Below are 19,213 nucleotides of genomic sequence, written 5' to 3'. Positions count from 1 at the left end.
GGCGTCCTCACTTCAGCTCGTACGCGGCCATCGCCGCCCGGACCCGGGGTGAGAACAGTTCGGGGCCGAGCGCGTCGGAGTGGGCGAGTCCCTCGGGGGACAGCCGTATGCGGCCGGTCGCGGGGGCCTCGTCGTCGAGCCAGCCTCGGGCCGCGAAGCGGTCGATCTCGGCGGCGAAGTCGGCGTGGGCGTCGGTGCCGAAGCGGTCGCGGTAGTCGGCCAGGGGCATGCCGTCGGCTTGCAGCAGCGACTGGAGCAGGTGCCTGCGGCGGGCCTCGTCGGCGTCGACCCGGCGGCCGTGGGCGGCGCGGGTGAAGTCGTCGGTGGTGGTGTACTCGTCGATGATCGCGCGGATCTCGCGCATGTCGACGGCGTAGTCGAAGGAGTAGTGCAGCGTGGAGGTGTAGGAGCGGGCGCCGCAGCCGAGGCCGATCATGCCGTCGGTCTGGCAGGCGTGGTCGTCGGGCCCTTGGGGCGCGGCGTCGGCCCGGCGGAACATCCGCATGGAGACCTGCTCGTAGCCGTGCGTCAGGAGGTGGTCGCGGCCCTGTCGGTACAGCCGCAGCCGCTGCTCGTCCCAGGCCGGGTCGCTGACGGCGGTGCGGCTCTCCAGGCCGGTCTTCGGCCGTACGTACAGCGGGTAGAGGTACAGCTCCTCCGGCCGCCAGCGCAGCGCGGCCTCCAGCGAGGTGCGCCAACTGGCCGGGGTCTGGCCGTCGATGCCGTAGATGAGGTCGATGTTGAGGACCGGGATACCGGCGTCGCGGACGCGGGCGAGCGCGGCTTCGACGTCGGCGCGGCGCTGGGGCCGTACGGCGGCTTTCGCCTCGTCGTCCACGAAGCTCTGGACACCGAGGCTGAGCCGGGTGGCGCCGCGGTCGGCGAGGACGGCGAGCCGGTCGGCGGTGGCGGTCGCGGGCGACGCCTCGACGGAGAGCGGGATCGCGCGCAGGTCGGCGCCCATCCGGCGCTCGGCGATGTCGCAGAGCCGTTCCAGTTCGGCGGCCGTCAGGAAGGTGGGGGTGCCGCCGCCGAAGGCCGCGGTGGCGAACCGTAGCGGCTCGGTGTCGCCGAGCGCGTCCCGGACGGCGGTGGCCTGCCGGTCGAGCGCGTCGAGATAGCGGGTGGTCAGCTCGCCGGGCGCGCCGATGCGGGTGAAGAGGTTGCAGAATCCGCAGCGGACCTCGCAGAACGGGATGTGCAGATAGAGCGAGAGCGCGTCCTTGGGCTCCGCCTGCCACAGTCCGCTCAGCGCGGGCCGGTCGGGCAGCGGGCGGTAGGCGGTCTTGTGCGGATACGCGTAGACGTAGCTCTGGTAGGGACTGTCGGCGGGGGGCGCGGGCTGGTCGGGGGACGGCGCGTCGGCGGGCGTGGCCGTGGAGACCGGTGTGGTCGTGCCGGTCGGTGTAGTCGTACTGGTCGGTGTGGTCGTGGTGGTCGTGGTGGTCGGTGTGGTCGTGGTGATCGGCGCGTTCATGAGGACGGCTCCAGGAAGAAGTGGGCGTAGGGCACCGTCCAGACCGCCTCGTGGCCGAGGCGGTGACCTGTGTAGCCGTCGTCTCCGTAGGTGGTGCCGTGGTCGGAGCAGACGATGGCGAAGCAGCGGCGGCGGGCCGCCATGGCGTGGAAGAGACGTCCGATGTGCCGGTCGATGTACTCCAGCGCCGCCGCGTGCGTGGCGCGGGTGTCACCGGCCTCGCGGGTGGCGCCCGGTGTGTGGAACCAGTTGGGCTGGTGCAGCGCGGACGCGTTGAGGAAGAGGAACAGCCGCTGGTCGGCGGGCAGTTCGGCGACGACCTGCTCCGCGCGCGCGACCTGCGCCTCGAAGGAGGTGGGCGAGGCGACGCCGAACTCCGGCTCCCAGTGGCTCTCCTGGAACAGTCCCGGCAGGACGTCGCCCAACGCGCCGCGCTTGTTGAAGAAACCGACGCCGCCAATGCATACGGTGCGGTATCCGGCCGCCGCGAGCCCGGACACCAGGTCGGGCGTGTCGAAGACGTACGTGCCCGCCTCGGTGGTCTCGCTCCCGGCGAAGCGCGCGGCGAACAGCCGGGGGTGTGGTCCGGGCGCCGCCGGGGTCGGCAGGAATCCGGCGAAGATCGCCTGGTGCGAGGCGTAGGTGAAGCTGCCGGGCGCGTGCCGCTGCTCCCAGCGCCCGCCCGGCAGATGGCGCGCCAGATGCGGGATGCGGCCGGCCGCGGCCAACTCGGCCGCGACGTCGTGGCGGAGCGTGTCGAGGGTGATCAGGAGGAGGTCGTCGCGGCCCACGACCTCGTTCATGTCCGGGCCTCCGCCGTCCAGGAGGGCGGGCGCGGACGCGTCAGAGGGTCGCATGTCGGGTCCTCGGCGCTTGGTGGTGCGACGGTTCGTGGCCTGCTGGTACGTGCCGCGCCGCGCCGCGCGGTGCCGGTACGGGTGGGGCTGGTTCGTGCGGCGCCGGTACGGGCGCGGCGGATGCATCGGCGGCCGGTTCGTCCGCGGTCCGTTCGTACGCGCTCCGTTCGTACGCGACCGGTGCGTACGCGACCGGTGCGTACGGCGGTCGGACTCCGGTCGGCGACGCGGCGCGGGCGCGTACGGCGGCGATCTGGGCGGCGTAGGTGTCCAGGCCCTCCGCTCCGCTGCCCGGCAGTCCGGTGAGCCTCGGCAGCAGGTCGCCGAAGGCGTTGACCTCGCCGACCGCGAAGCGCCGCCAGCCGATCGCGGGGAGCAGGTCGACGCCGACGCACAGCGTGCCGGGGAAGCAGGCGGCGGCCCGCTCGCAGATCTCCAGCGCCTGCTCCCACCGGACGCCCGCGGCCTCGATCGCGGCGCCGAGGTCGCCGCGCGCGCCGCCCAGGTGGAGGTTGGTGAGCGGCGAGCGGCTGGTGCGCACCACGGCGTGCGTGGCGCGGCCGTCGACGACCACGATCCGCAGGTCGGCGACGCGCCCGTGCAGCGACGCCTTGGGCAGCCAGCGCTCGATGTGCAGGCCGTCCGGTGCGAGCGCGTCGACCAGCGCGGCGATCTCGGTCTCGCGGGTGATACGGCGCACCCGCAGCGAATTGTGCAGGCGTCCGTCCGCCGACTCGACGGACGTGGTGGCCTGGACGCGCCCGCCGCCCGCCGTCTCCACGGCGAGCACCCCGGAGGCCGACGATCCGTGCGCGAGTTTGACGAAGGCGCGCGGCATGGCGTGCTCGCGCATCAGCGCCCGTACGTCGGCCCAGCCGCGCACCGCGGGGGCGGCGCGACCCGAGGTGGGCGAGGCGGGCACGGGCACCCCGGCCTCGGCCAGCCTCCGGTGGCAGCGCCGCTTGTCGAACAGCACCGCCAGTTCGTCCGGGTCGTCCAGCCGCCTGCCGCCGTCCAGGGTGCGGACGACGGCGTTGAATCGGGCGTACCAGCGGGCGCTGCCCTCCACCCGCGTGGGGTCGTCCATGTCCCGCAGCGCGCGGTCCACTTCGGCGTCCTCACCGGGCGAGTCGAGCCGTACGACCTCGTCCGCCGCGAAGGTCGCGCCGCCCTCGCGCAGGACGTCGCGCCAGGGCACGACGCGGGGCGCGGGCAGCCCGGCCTCGGTCGCGGCGCGCGCGAAGAGACCGACCCGCCGGTTCTCCGGGTTGCCGACGACCGCGAAGCGCGGTTCGTCTCTCACGTCACCTTCCCCCTCTCCCCTGGTCGCCCACGTGCCCGGCGCTGATGGACGGTCACCGGTCACCGGTCCGCCGCCCGGCGGTGGTCATCGGCCGGTCGGCGACCGGCTGGACGGCTGACGGAACGACCGGCTACTCGCCGACGGCGACGAAACGCCACACGGTCTCGTCGTCGTCATCGACCTCCTCGTCGGCGTCGTCGCGGTCCAGTTCGACGTGGACGCCTGACGGTTCGAGGGCTTCCCGCAGGCGCCGGGCGACCGGCGAGGTGAGGTAGTTGTGGTGCAGGTCGAGGGTCTTGAGGTGGGTGAGGGGCTGGCCCGCGAGCAGCGCCGTGGCGCCCTCGTCGGTCAGCACGCCCATCGACAGGTCGAGGGTCTCCAGCCGGGCCACGACGGGCGCGGAGGCGAGGGCCGCGGCGATCTCGTCCTGCATCTCGCTGTTGCGCAGGGCCAGCGAGCGGAGCTTGGGCAGCAGCGCGCCGGTGAGGAAGGGCGCCAGGTCGGTGATCTCGCTGTCCCCGCCGTACTCGGAGGTGCCGAGCCACAGGTCGAGGTGTTCCAGCGCGGGCAGGTCGCTGGCGGCGATGCCGCGGACGGCCTGCGCGGGCATGCCGCCGGTCTCGACGGTGAGCGAGCGCAGCCGGGCGTGCGTCACGGCGGGGAAGGCCAGGTCCTGTCCGCCGCGTACCCCGAACGACTCCAGTTCGGGGAAGCCGTCGAGCAGCGGGGTGACATCGCCCTGGTTGATCCAGGAGATCTCGCACTCCTCGCCCACGATGTCGCCGAGGAACAGGGCCCGCAGCGCGGGCAGTCGGTCCTTCACGGACAAGATGGCCGCGATCAGCGGTTCCGGTCCGCTCTCGTAGGCGTCGCTCCAGGAACCGACGATCAGCGCGCGCACCCGCGTGATGTCGACGGCCTGGGTGAACCGGGCGAAGGCGTCCTCCCACTTCTCCTCGCTGTCGTAGGAGTCGACGCCGATCCGCCAGGCGGCGGCGTCCGCTTCCGGCAGGTCGGTGCCCTTGTCGTCGGGTCCGGGGAAGTCGAAGGCGGGCAGGCCGTGCAGCTCCCGCATGTGGTTCCCGATGGTCATGTCCGCCTGCTCCTGACGTTCGACATTCGACGGCCGTACGAATTCGGCCGCGGCGATCACCGGCCGATGTGTGAGCAAGTTCTACCAAGCCGCACTGACAACGGCTGCGGCCGGGCCGACTCTGAGCCGTTGTCAGACCCCGCGCCTACGGTCGGTGTCGACGCGGTGCACGGAGCGCCGCGCGGAGGGAGAGCGATGTACCGGCAGGGTGATGTGCTCATCGCGCCGACCGAGGAGTCGGCGCTGCCGCCGCACATGGACGACGCGCCGCAGGAGCCGCGGGACGCGCGCGGCCGGCTCGTCCTCGCGCTGGGCGAGGTGACAGGTCACGCGCACGCCGTCATGGGACCGGGACGGCTCTTCAGCCCGCCGGCCCCGTTCGCGCCGATGCTGCTGCATCTGCCGGACGGCGGACGGGTCGTGCACGAGGAGCACGCGGCGATATCGCTGCCCAAGGGCTGGTACCGCGTGGTGCGGCAGCGGGAGTACGTACCGGGCTCGGTCCGCGTGGTCGCCGACTGAGCGTCCCGCGGTGGCGCCCGGGGTCCGGGCACGCGGGCACGGCAGGACAGCACGTCGAGGGCAGGGAGCAGAACTCATGGGAGGGGACGGCATGTCGACCGTCGAGCAGTGGAGGCAGGCCGCCGTGGCCACCGGATCCGCGGACCGCGCGGCGGCCGAGGCGGGGGTGCGGCTGGCGTACCGGCGCGCGGGTCTCGCGGAGCCGGAGCGCGTCCGTTGGGCCGGATCGCCGCGCGCGGCCGTGGCGATGCTGCGCGCGGAGGCCGCGCTTCAGGGGACGCGCGGCAAGGGTCACAGCGTGCGGGACGAGGTGCGCGGACGGCCGTGGGCCGCGGAGCGGGCCCGGCTGCACGCGGCGCTCGGCCCCGCGGGCTGGAGCGAGCGGTGGAACGCGACCGGGGCGCGGCTGTGGGAGGGGACGCAGGCGCTGGCGGGCCGGATCAGGGCCGGTGTGGTCGAGGATTTGGCGCGGGGGCGGAAGGAGGAGCCGGAGATCCGGTTGCTGCTGCTCGACGCGGTCCTCGGTCAGCACGAGGCGGCCTGGCTGTGCGCGTTCGACACGTGGGAGGGCTCCCCGCTGGACGGGCTGGCGGCGGTCGCCCGCTCGGCGGGCTGGTGGTGGCCGTACGAGCGGGTCGCGATCGTCTGCGAGCGCCCCGCCGAGCTGCACCGCGACGAGGCGGGCCGCCTCGACCGGGCCGACGGTCCCGCGCTCGCCTTCCCCGACGGCTTCGCGCTGCACGCCTGGCGCGGCATGCCGGTCCCCGCCGAGTTCCTGCGTGAGCTGGGCACCCTCACGCCGGAGCGGATACGCGGCGAGGAGAACGCGGAGCTGCGCCGCGTCATGCTGGAGCACTACGGCTACGACCGCTATCTGACCGAGTCGGGCGCGGTCCCCGTGCACCGGGACGAGACCGGCATCCTCTGGCGGATCGCGCTGACCGGGGACGAGGACGTGACGATGGTCGAGGTCGTCAACTCCACGCCGGAGCCGGACGGCACGAGCCGGACGTACTGGCTGCGGGTGCCGCCCGGCACCACCACGGCGAAGGAGGGCGTGGCCTGGACGTTCGGCCTGACCGCCGACGCCTACGTGCCGCTGCGCCAGACCTGACCGCTGGACAGGCCCTAGGCGCGTTCGACGATGCGGGAGAGCTCGGCGTCCAGGGCGGACCGGACGGTCCGGGTGTCGAGCGGGGCGCGCTCCCGGGCGAAGGAGACGAAGCGGCGCACGGGGGCGGCGTCCAGTTCGACGCGGGCGTCCTGGCCGAGACGGCCGAGGCGGATCAGCAGCCGGGAGCCGGTTCCGGCCGAGGGCGTGACCCGGACGTCGCCGAGGCCGACGGCTCCGGTCAGGCCCCTGGCCAGCAGGTCCCAGGCGAAGATCCAGGTGGCGGTCTCGGGGCCGCCGAGGCCGAAGGTCATCCGCACGGCGAGGCAGTCCTGCGGGTCGTAGGCCATCCACGTCGGAATCCGCAGCCGGTGGCCGCTGGGCAGCGGCATCGACGCCGTCACCGCGTGGCAGCAGGAGTCGGGCATCGAGTCTCTTTTCGCCGAACGACGGGACGCGGCCGGTGGCGGTACTACCGGACAGGTCCTCGACCTCTGAGGCTCCGTGTGCCCCCGCCCGCGGATCACATGCCGCTCACATACCGGCCGCCGGTACGCCGCCCGGCGGATTTCCCGGCGGGGCATGGCCACCACGGGCGCGGGCACCCGCATTCCATGGAGGATGCGGAGATGGCTGATCATCACGATGTGCGCCGGATCGCGTTGACCCTGCCGGAGGCGGTGGCGGCGGACGACGGGATGTCCGTATCGGTGCCGAACGGCGGCAGGCACAAGAAATTCGCCTGGGTGTGGCTGGAGCGGACCGACCCGAAGCAGGCCCGCGTCCCGCGGACCGACGTGGTGGCCGTCCGGGTCGCGGGCCAGGAGGAGAAGGAGGCGCTCCTCGCCTCAGACCCGGCGAAGTTCTTCACCGAGCCGCATTACAACGGATTCCCCGCCGTGCTCGTACGGCTCAAGGCCGTCGCCGAGGACGAGCTGCGGGAGCTGCTCGTCGGCGCCTGGCGTTGCCAGGCGCCGCGAGCCCTCGTGCGGGATTCCGGTCTCTGAGACGGGTCTCCGAGACCGGCGGGGCGGGTCGCCCGCGCCGGTCACTTGCGCCGGTCGGTGTGCCGGTAGCCGAAGGGGCCCGGCAGGTCCGCGGAGGTCGTCCGCCGTCCCGTGGTCGACCAGGTGCGGTGCGCGCCGCCTCTGCGTCCGAGCGTGAGGGACAGCGACTTCCGGTTCACGTTGATACGTACGCCGGGAAATATGTGGAACGACTTACGGAACGTCAGCGGCATGATGTCCTCCGGTGGTTGGCCTGTCGGCTCGTCTGCCCAGCTGACACCGCCTCACCCCGACGACTCCTGAACCGTCGCCGTCCGCCCGCGTTCCGACCGTTCGATACCGCCGAGGCCCCGGGCCGAGGGGTTCCGCCCGTTCGATACGGCAGAGGCGTTCGGCAGAGGGGTTCGGTAGAGCCGTCCGGCGCAGTCGAGCCGCGGGCTCACTCGGGGAGCGGTGTTCGCTGCCGTCCGGACGAGTGACTTGCGGGCGCGGCAGCCACCGGGCCGACGACGGGTGGCGAACTCTGAGTGCGGACACCGGTAAGGCGGATGATCACACTCCGCATGCCGGTGGGCTCAGTGCAGACCACCAGCACCAAAGGAGTACCCATGAAGCTCATGCGCAACGGCGCCGTCCTGGCCGCGCTCGTCGGCGGGATCGTGCTTGCCGGTGGCGGCGTCGCCGCCGCTGACGCCGACGCCACCGGCGCGGCCATCGGCTCGCCCGGCGTCCTGTCGGGCAACCTGATCCAGGTCCCGATCGACGTGCCGATCAACGCCTGCGGCAACTCGATCAACCTGATCGGCGCGCTGAACCCCGCCTTCGGCAACACCTGTTACAACGGCGGCGGTCACCACGAGAGCGCCGGCTGGGACGGCGCGAACCACGACGGCATGGGCCACTGGGGCCACGAGGGTCACGTCTGGCACCCCGAGGCCAAGGACGACTGCAAGTAGTCGGACCGCTTCCTGAGCACCCCGTCCCGGTCGCCGCCCGCAAGGGCCGGCGGCCGGGACGCTCCATGCCGGGACGCTCCCTGCCGGAACACCGCACGCCAGAACGCTTCACGCCGGGAGGCCGCGGGCCCGCACTCCTCGGCCCCGGCCGCGCGAAGCACCCCTTTGGGCCCAACTCCCCCTCGCCCGGGGCCGAGTGCGTGTTCGTGTCCTTCAAGGGCAGACGACCCCCGAGAACGCACGTGGGTGGCCACGTACGACAAGAAGGGACGTCATGGAGATCTCCGGCATCATCAGCGCCATCATCATCGGCATTATCATTGGCGTGCTCGGTCGGCTCGTGGTCCCCGGCCGTCAGCACATCGGCGTCATCTGGACCATCCTGATCGGCATCGTGGCGGCCGTCATCGGAGCCGCCATCGCCCACGGTCTCAACGTCGACGACACCAGCGGAGTCGACTGGATCGAGTGGCTCATCCAGATCGGTCTGGCCGCTGTCGGTATCGCCGCTCTCGACAGGTCGAGCCCGCGCCGTCGGTGATCCATGAGTCCTGGTCCCGGCCACACCCGGCATCCGGATGATATGAACGCAGGCGCCTTTCCTCGAGGAGTTCCGCATGGAACCCGACCCCGGGAAGGGCGCCTTCCGTCTGCCCGATCGCGCCGCCGACGGTCACCCGCACCCACCACACCGCCCCGGCGCCCTCCCCCTCCAACGCCCGACCTTCATCGACCGACCGCCTCAACCACCACGACCGCAGGGAGCAGCATGTTCGGATCGACCGCCCGTCGGCTACGGCGTTGCGCACGTGACGTGTTCGGCTGGCCGAGCCTGCGCCCGCCGCAACTGGAGGCGATGAAGGCGGTGATGCGGCACCAGGACGTCATGGTCGTGATGCCGACCGGTGCCGGGAAGTCGGCGGTCTACCAGGTGCCGGGCGTCCTGCTGAAGGGGCCGACGGTCGTGGTGTCCCCGCTGATCGCCCTCCAGCGCGACCAGGTCGAGGGGCTGCTCAAGCGCGAAGGACCGGGCGCGGCATCGGTCAATTCCACGCACCGCGACGCGGAGAACGCGCAGACCTGGGACCGGGTGGAGAGCGGCGACCTGGACTTCATCTTCCTCGCGCCCGAGCAACTGGCCAGGGAGGACGTCATCCTGCGGCTGAAGCAGGCCCGTCCCGCGCTGTTCGTGGTGGACGAGGCGCACTGCGTCTCCTCCTGGGGCCACGACTTCCGCCCTGATTACCTGCGGTTGGGCGCCGTACGCGAACGGATCGGCCGCCCGCCGGTCCTGGCACTCACCGCGAGCGCGGCGGCGCCGGTCCGCGCGGAGATCCTTCAACTGCTGGGCATGCGCGGCGCCCAGGAGGTCATCGCCGGGTTCGACCGGCCCAACATCCACCTGGCGGTCGGCTACTTTCAGGAGGAGAAGGCCAAGCGGCGCGCGGTCCTCGACCGCGTCGGCGCCGAGGCCGGCTCCGGCATCGTCTATACGGCGACCCGGCGCGAATCCGAGTCGTACGCCGAGGAGTTGCGGGAGGCGGGGGTGTCCGCCGCCGCGTACCACGCGGGGTTGCGCGCCGCGGAGCGGTCGTCCGTCCAGGACCGTTTCCAGCGCGGGGAGTTGGCGGTCGTCGTGGCCACCTCGGCGTTCGGCATGGGCATAGACAAGCCCGATGTGCGGTTCGTGGTGCACGCCTCGGTGCCGGGATCGCTCGACGCGTACTACCAGGAGATCGGCCGCGCGGGCCGCGACGGGGAACCGGCGCGGGCGTACATGGCCTACCGGCCGCAGGACTTGGGGCTGCGGCGGTTCTTCTCCTCCGGCCGCCCGGACGCCGACGCCCTCACCCTGGTCGCGGACCAGCTCGCCGAGCGGTCGGCCGAGCAGACGACGGGCAAGGCGGCCGGGAAGAAGGCGGCCGAGGAGCCCGCCGCGGTCTCCGTGACGGCGTTGCGCGGCGACACCGGCCTGACGGCGAGCCGGTTGACGGGTGTCCTCAATCTGCTGGGGCAGGCGGGCGCGGTCCGTACGGCGGCGGACGGGAAGGTGTCGCTGACGCCGGAGTGCGCGACGGCCGCGGCGCGGAAGGCCGCTGTGGAGCGGGCGCTGGAAACCGCCGACAGCCACCGGCAGTTGGAGCAGTCCCGCGTGGACATGATGCGCGGCTTCGCGGAGACCGACGGCTGTCGGCGGGCGTTCCTGCTGGGTTACTTCGGCGAGGCGCTCCCCGGAGGCTGCGGCAACTGCGACACGTGCGGTTCGGCGACCGGACCCGGCGCCCCGGCCTCCGGAAGGGACCGTCACGCGGGTGTCCTGCGCGGTACGGGCTCGCGGGGCGACTCCCGACAGGACGCGGAGTGCGGTTCCGGCGGCCGGGAGTCAGCCGCGGCAGCCGCGCGGGGCGGGAGCCGGGCACGTATCTGGCGCCGCGACCGCGGACGGCCGGACGCCGGGGCCGCGGCCGCTTCGCACGGCCGGTACGCGCCCGGCGTCCGGGTCCTGCACGACAAATGGGGTCAGGGCGAGGTGATGGGCGTCGCGGACGACACGGTCACCGTGCTCTTCGAATCCGCCGGATACCGGACCCTGTCGCTGTCCGTCGTCCTGGAGCGGGATCTGCTGACGCCGGTCAAGGGGCGCGGTGCGTGACATGCGGCTCCGCGGTGCCCGCCGACGCGCGGGCCACCGCGGCCTGCTGCCGAGACCTCCGACGTTTCAGGGTGCGGCGTTCCTCCTCGCTGGTGCCGCCCCACACGCCGAGGCTTTCGCCCATGTCGAGGGCGTAGCTCAGGCAGGTCTCCCTGACCGGGCAGTCCGCGCAGACCCGTTGGGCCTTCTGCACCTGGAGTTTGGCCGGTCCGGCGTTGCCCACGGGGAAGAAGAGTTCGGGGTCCTCGGTGCGGCATGCGGCCTGGTGTTGCCAGCTCACGGAGACACCGCCTTTCGTCGGGTGCGGAGTGTCGGGCCCACGTACCGGGCCCATGGGTACTCGCCTGCCCAGGCGGTCGGCGCTCAACGTGAGGAGTTTGTGAGGGCGGCGGCGCCCGAAGCCTTACGGACATCCGACAACCCGATGACCCGATTCGCTCTCGGACGCCTCCCGTCGGGCGTGGCGGCGTCACGCACGGCCGGATCGGGGGTAGGCGGTGACAGTGAGGCCGGGAGGTTCCCGACCGACCGGAGGCCGTGAGGTCCCCGCCCGACCGGAGGCCGTCAGGTCTCCACTCGGCCTCGCCCCGTATCCATGTCCGTCCGTACGCCGAAGGAGCCGCCGCCATGGCCAGAAGCGACCGCAAGCCGAGCAGGGCGCCCGTGCCGCTGCGCACCGGCCGCTCCGCGTGGGGCCTGTACCGCGAGACGCGCCGCCCGGGCGAACCGGGCTTGTTCCGGCGGCTGGTGGCGACACCGCGTCTGGTCAGCGCGGTTCTGCACCGCCGTTATCCGGGCCTGTCGCGCGCCAAGCTGCTGGCCTTCACGGTCCTGGCGGCGATCTACGTGGTCTCGCCGCTGGACGCGATCCCGGACGTCATCCCGGTTCTCGGGTGGACGGACGACTCGGCGGTGGTGCTGTGGTTCATGACCGGTCTGGTCCGCGAGTCGGGGCGCTTCGTGAGCTGGGAGTCCGACGGTCCGCGCGGCGGCGCGCTGCCCCCGAAGGGTTCGGCGGTGTGACCACCGGCCGGGCCGAGGGATACGGCGTACGCGGTACGCACCCCTGACCCGGCCGGTCGAAACCGCTGCCGGAGGTTTCTCGCCGGACGCGTCATCCGTCGGATGCGCGTCCCGCTCGAAGCGTCTCCTACTGAATGCCGGCGTCCTTGCACGCCTGGGCGAATTCGGCGGTGCAGATCTGGGCGGTGGTGTAGAGACCGTCCTTGATGACCGTGTCTTTGATGTTCTCCTTGGTCACCGATATGGCGTCCAGCAGCTTCGCCGGGACGTCCTGGCCGGAACCGCTCTTGGCGGTGCCGTCGGCCACGGACTTGACGTCCTTGCCGTTCAGCAGGTCGATCGCGATCTGCGCGGTGGCGTCCGCCTCCGGCTTGTACGCCTTGTAGACGGTGCTGGTCTGAGTGCCCGCCAGAATCCGCTGGATCGCGGTGAGTTCGGCGTCCTGACCGGTCAGCGGCGGGTTGATGCCCGCACCCTTGAGGGCGGTGGCGATGCCGCCCGCCATGGCGTCGTTGGCGGAGTAGACACCGGCGATGGCGGCTTTGCCGAGCTGGGTGATCGCCGCGGTGACCTTCTGGTTGGCGACGGTGTCCTTCCACAGACCCGACTGCTCGTAGGCGATGTTCACCTTGCCGTCGAGGATCTTGTGCGCGCCTTCCTTGAAGGCAGCGGCGTTCGGGTCGGCCGGGTCGCCGTCGATCATCACGATCTTCGAGGTGGGAACGGCCTTGGGACCCATGGCGTCCAGCAGCGCCTGCCCCTGCAACTCGCCGACCTTCTCGTTGTCGTAGGAGACGTAGGCGGACACCGGGCCCTGCGCGAGGCGGTCGTACGCGACGACCTTGATGCCCTTGTCGACCGCGGCCTGCACCGAGGACTGGATGCCCACCGAGTCCTGCGCGTCCAGGATGAGCACCTTGACGCCCTTGGCGATCATGCTGCTGACCTGCTGCGCCTGCTTCGCCGGGTCGGCCGAGGCGTTGTCGTAGCTGACCTTGCAGTCCGAGCACAGTTCCTTGATCTTGGCCTCGATCAGGGGACGGTCGAATTTGGCGTACCGGGTGGTCGTGGTGTCCGGGAGCAGCAGGCCGATCGTCTTGTCCTTGCCGCCGCCTGACGACTTGTCATGGGTTTTGCCGCAGGCGGCCACGGTGGTGAGCGCGAGCGAAACGGCGGCGGTTCCGACGATGAGCCGTCGCGTCATTGCCTTCATGCGCGGTTGCCCCTCCCTGACTGGGCCGCAACACCGCGACCCGGGTGCAGGCGAGTCAACTCTCGTGACGCTCCGTACGTCAAGAAGTAAACATCGGATCGATTCATTGAATCGATATTGGGCTCTCCTGTCGTCGCCTCATGAGGCAACGCCTACAACATGTGAATCCGAAGCCGGGCGTTCGGGGCAATGCGCTTTCACGGGTCGGATATGTGTCATACCGCTCACGACAGGACCGGGCGCACGGCCGGAGGGCGGCACCCCCATCGCGGGGGTGCCGCCCTCCGGCCGTGCGCCCGGGTGACCGGTGGTCAGCGCCTCGCGTCCCGCGAGTCGCCGAAGAAGATGCGGTAGAGGATGAGCAGCACGAGCGCCCCGCCGATCGCCGCGCCCCAGGTGGCGGCGTCGAAGAAGTGGTGCTGTACCGGCTTGTCGAGGATTTTGGCGGACAGCCAGCCGCCGACGAACGCCCCTGCGACGCCGATCAGGGTGGTTCCGATCAGGCCGCCCGGATCGCGACCGGGCAGCAGAATCTTCGCGACGGCCCCGGCGAGCAGACCGAGGATGACCCAACTGATGATTCCCATAGGGGCCGTCTGCCCTGCGACCCGCGGGTCACACACACGAGTGCGCACCGCGCGGGGGTCAACACCGGGCGCGGGCACCGGAGTCGGGGCACGCCGCCCGGTCCGGCCGTGTGGAATACGGCACGGTTGTCGCCCGGCCGCCGGGCGCCCCTCGGTGTGCATATTTCCATATCCGCACCGCACGTTACAGAAAGCGTCACTCCGTGAAATCTGGAATTCACACGCGCGCAAGTTTTAGGTGGTCCCATCGCGGCTAATCCGCTGGTCAACCAGGTTTGTCGATTTCCCGCAGAGCGGGACCTGCGATGGGTGCGCGTCATGAACGAACTGCGTGTGCTGTCGATCTACGAGGGCTTCTTTTCCGGCGGTGCGAGGATTCTGCACAGCGACGTCGTGCGCGGTCTCAGCGGCGGCGCGCAGCGGCACGCGGTGCTGAGCATCGAGGGTGAGATGCACCGCGAGGCGACCAGGCAGCCGATGTCCGAGGACGCCTGCTACCGGGCGCTCACGGCGGCGGGTGTACCGGTGTCGGCCCTGCGCGACCGTTTCGGCGGCGAAGGCCGGGAGGACGCCGAGGCGGGCAGCCGTGAGGGCGGGCACGAGAGCGGCGGCGGCGTGTTCAGCCGGTCGGAGCTCGCGGCCACCGCCAGGGCGACGGCGGCGGCTGACGTACTCCTCTCGCTCAAGGAACAGCCGCTCGCGCTGCTCAATCAGGCCGGGCTGCCGTACCGGCCGGTGGTGGTGTGCCTGCACAGGTCCGATCCGGAGAATCAGGGCCCCGCGCTGGACGCGCTGCGCGCCGCGGTGGCGGCGGGCCGGGTGCGGGCCTGCGTCTGCTGCGCGGAGTCGACCAGGGCCGCGTACGTGGCCGCGGGCATCCCTGCCGAGCTGATGCACGTCATCCCCAACGGCGTCGATCTGCTGCGGTTCCGGCCCGACGCGGTCCGCAGGGCCGCGACGCGGTCCTCGCTCGGTATCGCGGCGGACGCGCCCGTCACGGTCTTCGCGGCCCGCTACGCGGAGATGAAGAACGTGCCGCTGTTCCTGCGGGCGGCCAGGGTCCATCTCGGGCGGGACCCCGGCGCGCACGTCCTGATGTGCGGCGCCGGGATGACCGCGGAGAACCCGGAGCTGGCCGCGGACATCACCGCCGCCTTCGGTGACGCTCCCGGCCTGCTGCGGCGGCTGTCGCTGCTGGGCGTGCGGCAGGACATGGAGACGGTGTACGCCGCCGCGGACGTGGTCTCGCTGACGTCGTCGTCGGGTGAGGCGGCGCCGCTGTGCCTGATCGAGGGCATGATGTGCGGCGCGGTGCCGGTGGCCACCGATGTCGGGGACTGCGCGGAGCTGGTCGCCGGGCACGGCTTCCTCACCCCGGCGGAGGCCGAGCCGATCGCCGCGGCCTGGTCGCGGGCGGCGGCGCTGGCCGCCGACTTCGCCCCGGCGCTGGCCCGCAGCCGCGAGCGCTTCAGCCAGACCCGCATGGTGACCGCCTACGGCGCGCTCATCGAGCGGGTGCACCAGGACGCGGTGCGCGCGGTCCGTCCGGCCCGTCGCAGGACCAGGACCCGCGCGGGGGTCCCGTACGGAGCCTGAGCCCGCCGGGACGGCAAGCCGGAGTACGCGGTACGGCGCGGCGGGAGCCCCACCGCTCCCCCGCGCCGTACCGAAGCCGTACCGAAGCCGTACCGAAGCCGCGCCGAAGCCGTCAGGCGCCGTAGTACGCGTCCCGGTACGAGAGGAAGAGGCCGCCCGGTCCGTCCACCGTCTCGGCGGCGAGGACGGCGTGCAGGAGCGCCCGGGTGAGCACGTCGGCGCCCGCCTCGAGGACGGCGTTCATCGCGCCCGCCTCGATGTGCACGCCGAAGGCGGGGTCGGCGGCGTCGGCCGTCCCCGGCGGGACGAGGGGGCGGCGGCCGGTCGCCATGGCGAAGACGGTGTCGCCGTCGGACAGGGAGTGGGCGGGGCGGACGGCGCGGGCGAGTCCGTCGTGCGCGGTGCCCGCCAGCTTCCGCGCCTGGGCGCGGGTGAGGACGGCGTCCGTCGCGACCACGGCCAGCGTGGTGTTGAGCGGGTGGGTCCGCCGCTCGGCGTTCTCGGCGGCAGCGGCGGCCGTACGGCGTCGGGCCCGCTCCAGGGCGTCGGCCGCGACGGGCGGGCCGTACGGGGCGAATTCCGCGGCGGCGGGGCCCGGCCTCGCGCCCCAGAGCGCGCCCGTGTCCGGGTCGACCACGGAACCGGCCGCGTTGAGCACCGCGAGCGCGGCCACCGTCACGCCGGACTCCAGGACCGTGCTGGCCGTCCCCACCCCGCCCTTGAGGCCGCCGGCCACCGCGCCCGTACCCGCGCCGACGCAGCCCTGCGGCACCGGCGCGCCCTCCGGGGCCGCCGCCGCGGCGCGTACCGCCGCAAGGCCCGTCTCCGCTCCCGGTCGCGCCGTCCACGAGCCGCCGCGGCCGAGGTCGAACAGCGCGGCGGCGGGCACCACCGGCACCACCTGGCCGGGACCGCCGACCCGGAAGCCCCGGCCCCGCTCCTCCAGCCAGCCGACCACGCCGCCCGCCGCGTCGAGCCCGAAGGCGCTGCCTCCGGTGAGCACCACGGCGTCGATGTACGGCACGAGATTGCGCGGGTCGAGGGCGTCGGTCTCGCGGGTGCCGGGACCGCCGCCGCGTACGTCGACCGCGGTGACCGCGCCGCCCTCGGGGGCCAGCACCACCGTCGTCCCGGTGAGCCAGCCGTCGCCGGTCCGCTGGGCGTGACCGACGCGCACTCCCTCCACGTCGGTGAGGCCGTTGCCGGGACCCGGCCGTGCGCTGCCGCTCATGTCGTCCTCCGTGAGGTAGCCACGATCACGCGGGCCCGCGCCATCCGCGTACTCGCGGCCCGCCCCCTCACCGTACGAGACCGCGGCCGAACGTCGGTGTGCTCCGGCGCGTGTCAGGGCGCGCCGGAGCAAGGGGTATCCCATCAGAAGAACGACGTAAACTTCAATGTTTTTTACGCAACAAGTTGACCGAAGAGTGAAATCGACGGTCACTGCCGCCTCGGTGTCAGGTGCGCGCTCCTCGCCGTCTCGGCATGCGGGACGCCTTGATGGCGCGCCGCAGGCGACCGCCCGTGGGCCGCTGCACGGCGATCAGCACGATCATGCCCCGGTCCTGGACCCGGATCCGGCCGCCGGCCTTCACTTCGGACTCGTCGGTGCCGTCGGCCTCGGCCGCGGTGTCCACGGCGACCTGCCACAGGCCGCCGTACTCGCGTTCGGGGATCACGAAGTCGAGCGGTTCGTAGTGGCTGTTCAGCAGGATCAGGAAGGACGTGTCGGAGATCCGGCCGCCCTTCGGGTCGGACTCGGTGATGGCGTCGCCGTTCAGCAGCAGGGCGACGGCGCGCGCGTCGCCGCGGTGCCAGTTCTCCTCGCACATCTCACCGCCGTCCGGCCGGAACCACACGGCGTCCGCGACGGCCGATCCCCCGGTGTCGCCGCGGAAGAACCGGCGGCGGCGCAGCACCGGGTGCTCGGCGCGCAGCTTGATCAACCGGCGCGTGAAGTCGAACAGTTCGCGCTGCTCGGCGTCCAACGTCCAGTTCACCCAGGCGGTTTCGTTGTCCTGGCAGTAGACGTTGTTGTTGCCGCGCTGGGTGCGGCCCATCTCGTCGCCGTGTGCGATCATCGGCACGCCCTGCGAGACCAGCAGCGTCGTCAGCAGATTGCGCTGCTGTCTGGCGCGCAGCGCGAGCACTCCGGGGTCGTCGGTCTCGCCCTCGGCTCCGCAGTTCCACGAACGGTTGTGGCTCTCGCCGTCGTTGCCGTCCTCGCCGTTGGCCTCATTGTGCTTGTCGTTGTACGAGACCAGGTCGCGCAGCGTGAAGCCGTCGTGGCAGGTGATGAAGTTGATCCCGGCACGCGGGCGGCGGTTGTCGTCCTCGTAGAGGTCGGAGGAGCCGGTGAGCCGGGAGGCGAGGGCGGGCAGTGTGCCGTCCTCGCCGCGCCAGAAGTCCCTGACGGTGTCGCGGTATTCGCCGTTCCACTCGCTCCACAGGGACGGGAAGTTGCCCACCTGGTAGCCGCCCTCGCCCAGGTCCCACGGCTCGGCGATCAGTTTGACGCGGCTGACCACCGGGTCCTGCTGCACGAGGTCGAAGAAGGACGAGAGCCGGTCCACCTCGTGGAACTGCCGGGCCAGCGTGGCCGCGAGGTCGAAGCGGAAGCCGTCCACGTGCATCTCGGTGACCCAGTACCGCAGCGAGTCCATGATGAGCTGGAGGACGTGCGGATGCCGCATGAGCAGGCTGTTGCCGGTGCCGGTGGTGTCGAAGTAGTGCCGCGGGTCGTCGTCCACCAGCCGGTAGTACGAGGCGTTGTCGATGCCGCGGAAGGAGAGCGTCGGCCCCATGTGGTTGCCTTCGGCGGTGTGGTTGTAGACCACGTCGAGGATCACCTCGATGCCCGCCTTGTGCAGGGCCTTCACCATCTCCTTGAATTCCGTGACCTGTTGGCCGCGTACCCCGCTCGACGCGTACGCGTTGTGCGGCGCGAAGAAGCCGATGGTGTTGTAGCCCCAGTAGTTCGACAGGCCCCGGTCGCGCAGATGGCCGTCCTGCGCGAACTGGTGCACCGGCATCAGCTCGATCGCCGTCACGCCCAGTTCCTTCAGGTGCTCGATGACCGCCGGGTGCCCGACTCCCGCGTAGGTGCCGCGTATTCGCTCCGGCAGGCCCGGGTGGGTCATCGTCAGACCCTTCACGTGCGCCTCGTAGATCACCGACTCGTGGTACGAGTGACCCGGCGCGCGGTCGTCCCCCCAGTCGAAGGACGGATCGGTCACCACCGACAGCATGGCGTGACCGAGGCTGTCCATCGTGTTCTGCTCTTCGGGCGCGTGGAAGCGGTGGCCGAACGCCGACTCGTCACCGTCGACCTGGCCTTCCACTGCCGTGGCGTAGGGGTCGAGCAGCAACTTCGCCGGATTGCAGCGATGCCCCTCGTCCGGCCGGTACGGGCCGTGCACGCGGTAGCCGTAACGCTGGCCGGGGCCGACGCCCGGCAGATACGCGTGCCGGACGAATCCGTCCACTTCGGTCAGCGTGAGGCGCTGTTCCCGTCCCGCGTCATCGACGAGGCACAGCTCGACCTTCTCCGCCACCTCGGAGAACAGGGCGAAGTTGGTGCCCGAGCCGTCGTACGTGGCTCCGAGCGGATAGGGACGACCGTTCCACTGCTGCATTCACTGACCCTCTCGACCCTGCGTGAGCGACGATCCGACGTCCTCCCACTCATACCCCGTTGATCTCAGGCCATGGGTTCGTGAAGTGAACGGTCGCAGAAGGCCCGCGCGGACCGGTCGCGGACCGTACGACAGCGACCTCCGGCGGTGGCCGGAGGTCGCTGTCGCGAGCCGCGTCGG

Annotated in this window: 19 protein-coding genes; 8 read left to right on the top strand and 11 right to left on the bottom strand. The window is 72.0% G+C overall.

Annotated elements, in window-relative coordinates; all coding sequences use genetic code 11:
* Window positions 1-7: 7 nt before the first annotated feature.
* From ACFZAM_RS26840 to ACFZAM_RS26825, 4 genes are all read right to left on the bottom strand, one after another.
* Entirely contained in the window at window positions 8-1,477 is a 1,470-nt protein-coding gene (locus tag ACFZAM_RS26840; RefSeq protein WP_391049879.1) for an STM4012 family radical SAM protein, read from the bottom strand.
* A complete protein-coding gene (locus ACFZAM_RS26835; protein ID WP_355349018.1) occupies window positions 1,474-2,280 on the bottom strand; it encodes an STM4013/SEN3800 family hydrolase in 807 nt (268 codons plus the stop codon). The genes ACFZAM_RS26840 and ACFZAM_RS26835 overlap by 4 nt, the downstream gene beginning before the upstream one ends.
* Before the next feature lie 40 nt (window positions 2,281-2,320).
* Window positions 2,321-3,637: an STM4014 family protein gene (locus ACFZAM_RS26830; RefSeq protein WP_391049877.1), complete on the bottom strand. Its 1,317-nt coding sequence runs from the start codon at window positions 3,635-3,637 to the stop codon at window positions 2,321-2,323.
* Between the two features lie 130 nt (window positions 3,638-3,767).
* Window positions 3,768-4,730 (bottom strand): STM4015 family protein, encoded by a 963-nt coding sequence (locus ACFZAM_RS26825; RefSeq protein ID WP_391049875.1) that lies wholly within the window; start codon window positions 4,728-4,730, stop codon window positions 3,768-3,770.
* 195 nt (window positions 4,731-4,925) lie between these two features.
* On the opposite strand from ACFZAM_RS26825, the gene ACFZAM_RS26820 reads away from it, so the two are divergent.
* Both ACFZAM_RS26820 and ACFZAM_RS26815 read left to right on the top strand, forming a co-directional pair.
* Window positions 4,926-5,252: a hypothetical protein gene (locus ACFZAM_RS26820; protein ID WP_188280697.1), complete on the top strand. Its 327-nt coding sequence runs from the start codon at window positions 4,926-4,928 to the stop codon at window positions 5,250-5,252.
* Window positions 5,253-5,343: 91 nt separating this feature from the next.
* Entirely contained in the window at window positions 5,344-6,366 is a 1,023-nt protein-coding gene (locus tag ACFZAM_RS26815) for a DUF6745 domain-containing protein (RefSeq protein ID WP_391050055.1), read from the top strand.
* 14 nt (window positions 6,367-6,380) lie between these two features.
* Here the strand turns inward: ACFZAM_RS26815 and ACFZAM_RS26810 are convergent, their stop codons facing one another.
* The gene (locus ACFZAM_RS26810; RefSeq protein ID WP_391049873.1) at window positions 6,381-6,791 is read right to left on the bottom strand and encodes an SsgA family sporulation/cell division regulator; all 411 of its coding nucleotides are present in this window, start codon (window positions 6,789-6,791) and stop codon (window positions 6,381-6,383) included.
* A 201-nt stretch (window positions 6,792-6,992) separates the two neighbouring features.
* Here ACFZAM_RS26810 and ACFZAM_RS26805 point away from each other — a divergent pair, with 201 nt between their 5' ends.
* Window positions 6,993-7,370 (top strand): MmcQ/YjbR family DNA-binding protein, encoded by a 378-nt coding sequence (locus tag ACFZAM_RS26805; RefSeq protein ID WP_188283019.1) that lies wholly within the window; start codon window positions 6,993-6,995, stop codon window positions 7,368-7,370.
* A 41-nt stretch (window positions 7,371-7,411) separates the two neighbouring features.
* Here the strand turns inward: ACFZAM_RS26805 and ACFZAM_RS26800 are convergent, their stop codons facing one another.
* Window positions 7,412-7,603, bottom strand: coding sequence for a DUF4236 domain-containing protein (locus tag ACFZAM_RS26800; protein WP_188283018.1), 192 nt, complete (start codon window positions 7,601-7,603; stop codon window positions 7,412-7,414).
* 375 nt (window positions 7,604-7,978) lie between these two features.
* Between ACFZAM_RS26800 and ACFZAM_RS26795 the strand changes: the two genes are divergently transcribed.
* The 3 genes from ACFZAM_RS26795 to ACFZAM_RS26785 all read left to right on the top strand — a co-directional run bounded on the left by ACFZAM_RS26795 (window position 7,979) and on the right by ACFZAM_RS26785 (window position 10,979).
* Window positions 7,979-8,326, top strand: a complete 348-nt coding sequence (locus ACFZAM_RS26795; RefSeq protein WP_391049870.1) for a chaplin family protein — start codon at window positions 7,979-7,981, stop codon at window positions 8,324-8,326.
* Between the two features lie 274 nt (window positions 8,327-8,600).
* The gene (locus ACFZAM_RS26790; protein WP_391049869.1) at window positions 8,601-8,867 is read left to right on the top strand and encodes a GlsB/YeaQ/YmgE family stress response membrane protein; all 267 of its coding nucleotides are present in this window, start codon (window positions 8,601-8,603) and stop codon (window positions 8,865-8,867) included.
* A gap of 228 nt (window positions 8,868-9,095) precedes the next feature.
* Window positions 9,096-10,979 (top strand): RecQ family ATP-dependent DNA helicase, encoded by a 1,884-nt coding sequence (locus tag ACFZAM_RS26785; protein WP_391049867.1) that lies wholly within the window; start codon window positions 9,096-9,098, stop codon window positions 10,977-10,979.
* Here ACFZAM_RS26785 and ACFZAM_RS26780 read toward each other — a convergent pair.
* Window positions 10,960-11,259: a WhiB family transcriptional regulator gene (locus tag ACFZAM_RS26780; protein ID WP_355348993.1), complete on the bottom strand. Its 300-nt coding sequence runs from the start codon at window positions 11,257-11,259 to the stop codon at window positions 10,960-10,962. The genes ACFZAM_RS26785 and ACFZAM_RS26780 overlap by 20 nt on opposite strands.
* 347 nt (window positions 11,260-11,606) lie before the next feature.
* On the opposite strand from ACFZAM_RS26780, the gene ACFZAM_RS26775 reads away from it, so the two are divergent.
* Complete coding sequence (locus ACFZAM_RS26775) at window positions 11,607-12,002, top strand: YkvA family protein (protein ID WP_355348990.1); 396 nt, start codon at window positions 11,607-11,609, stop codon at window positions 12,000-12,002.
* A gap of 127 nt (window positions 12,003-12,129) precedes the next feature.
* Here ACFZAM_RS26775 and ACFZAM_RS26770 read toward each other — a convergent pair whose 3' ends face one another.
* Together ACFZAM_RS26770 and ACFZAM_RS26765 are read right to left on the bottom strand one after the other, a co-directional pair.
* Window positions 12,130-13,215 carry a substrate-binding domain-containing protein gene (locus ACFZAM_RS26770; protein ID WP_355348987.1) on the bottom strand — a complete coding sequence of 362 codons (1,086 nt, stop codon included), beginning with the start codon at window positions 13,213-13,215 and terminating at the stop codon, window positions 12,130-12,132.
* A gap of 311 nt (window positions 13,216-13,526) precedes the next feature.
* Window positions 13,527-13,802, bottom strand: coding sequence for a GlsB/YeaQ/YmgE family stress response membrane protein (locus tag ACFZAM_RS26765; protein ID WP_391049864.1), 276 nt, complete (start codon window positions 13,800-13,802; stop codon window positions 13,527-13,529).
* A gap of 318 nt (window positions 13,803-14,120) precedes the next feature.
* Here ACFZAM_RS26765 and ACFZAM_RS26760 point away from each other — a divergent pair, with 318 nt between their 5' ends.
* Window positions 14,121-15,398, top strand: a complete 1,278-nt coding sequence (locus ACFZAM_RS26760; protein ID WP_391049862.1) for a glycosyltransferase — start codon at window positions 14,121-14,123, stop codon at window positions 15,396-15,398.
* Window positions 15,399-15,510: 112 nt separating this feature from the next.
* Here ACFZAM_RS26760 and ACFZAM_RS26755 read toward each other — a convergent pair whose 3' ends face one another.
* On the bottom strand, window positions 15,511-16,629 hold the full coding sequence (locus ACFZAM_RS26755; RefSeq protein WP_391049860.1) for a P1 family peptidase: 1,119 nt from the start codon (window positions 16,627-16,629) through the stop codon (window positions 15,511-15,513).
* Between the two features lie 226 nt (window positions 16,630-16,855).
* Window positions 16,856-19,033: a glycogen debranching protein GlgX gene (gene glgX / locus ACFZAM_RS26750; RefSeq protein WP_391049858.1), complete on the bottom strand. Its 2,178-nt coding sequence runs from the start codon at window positions 19,031-19,033 to the stop codon at window positions 16,856-16,858.
* Window positions 19,034-19,213 lie beyond the last annotated feature (180 nt).

This window comes from Streptomyces sp. NPDC008079 (assembly GCF_042957385.1).
Taxonomy (GTDB): Bacteria; Actinomycetota; Actinomycetes; order Streptomycetales; family Streptomycetaceae; genus Actinacidiphila.
The sequence above is the reverse complement of the archived record's forward strand: the minus strand, read 5'-3'. Positions and strand labels throughout refer to the sequence as shown.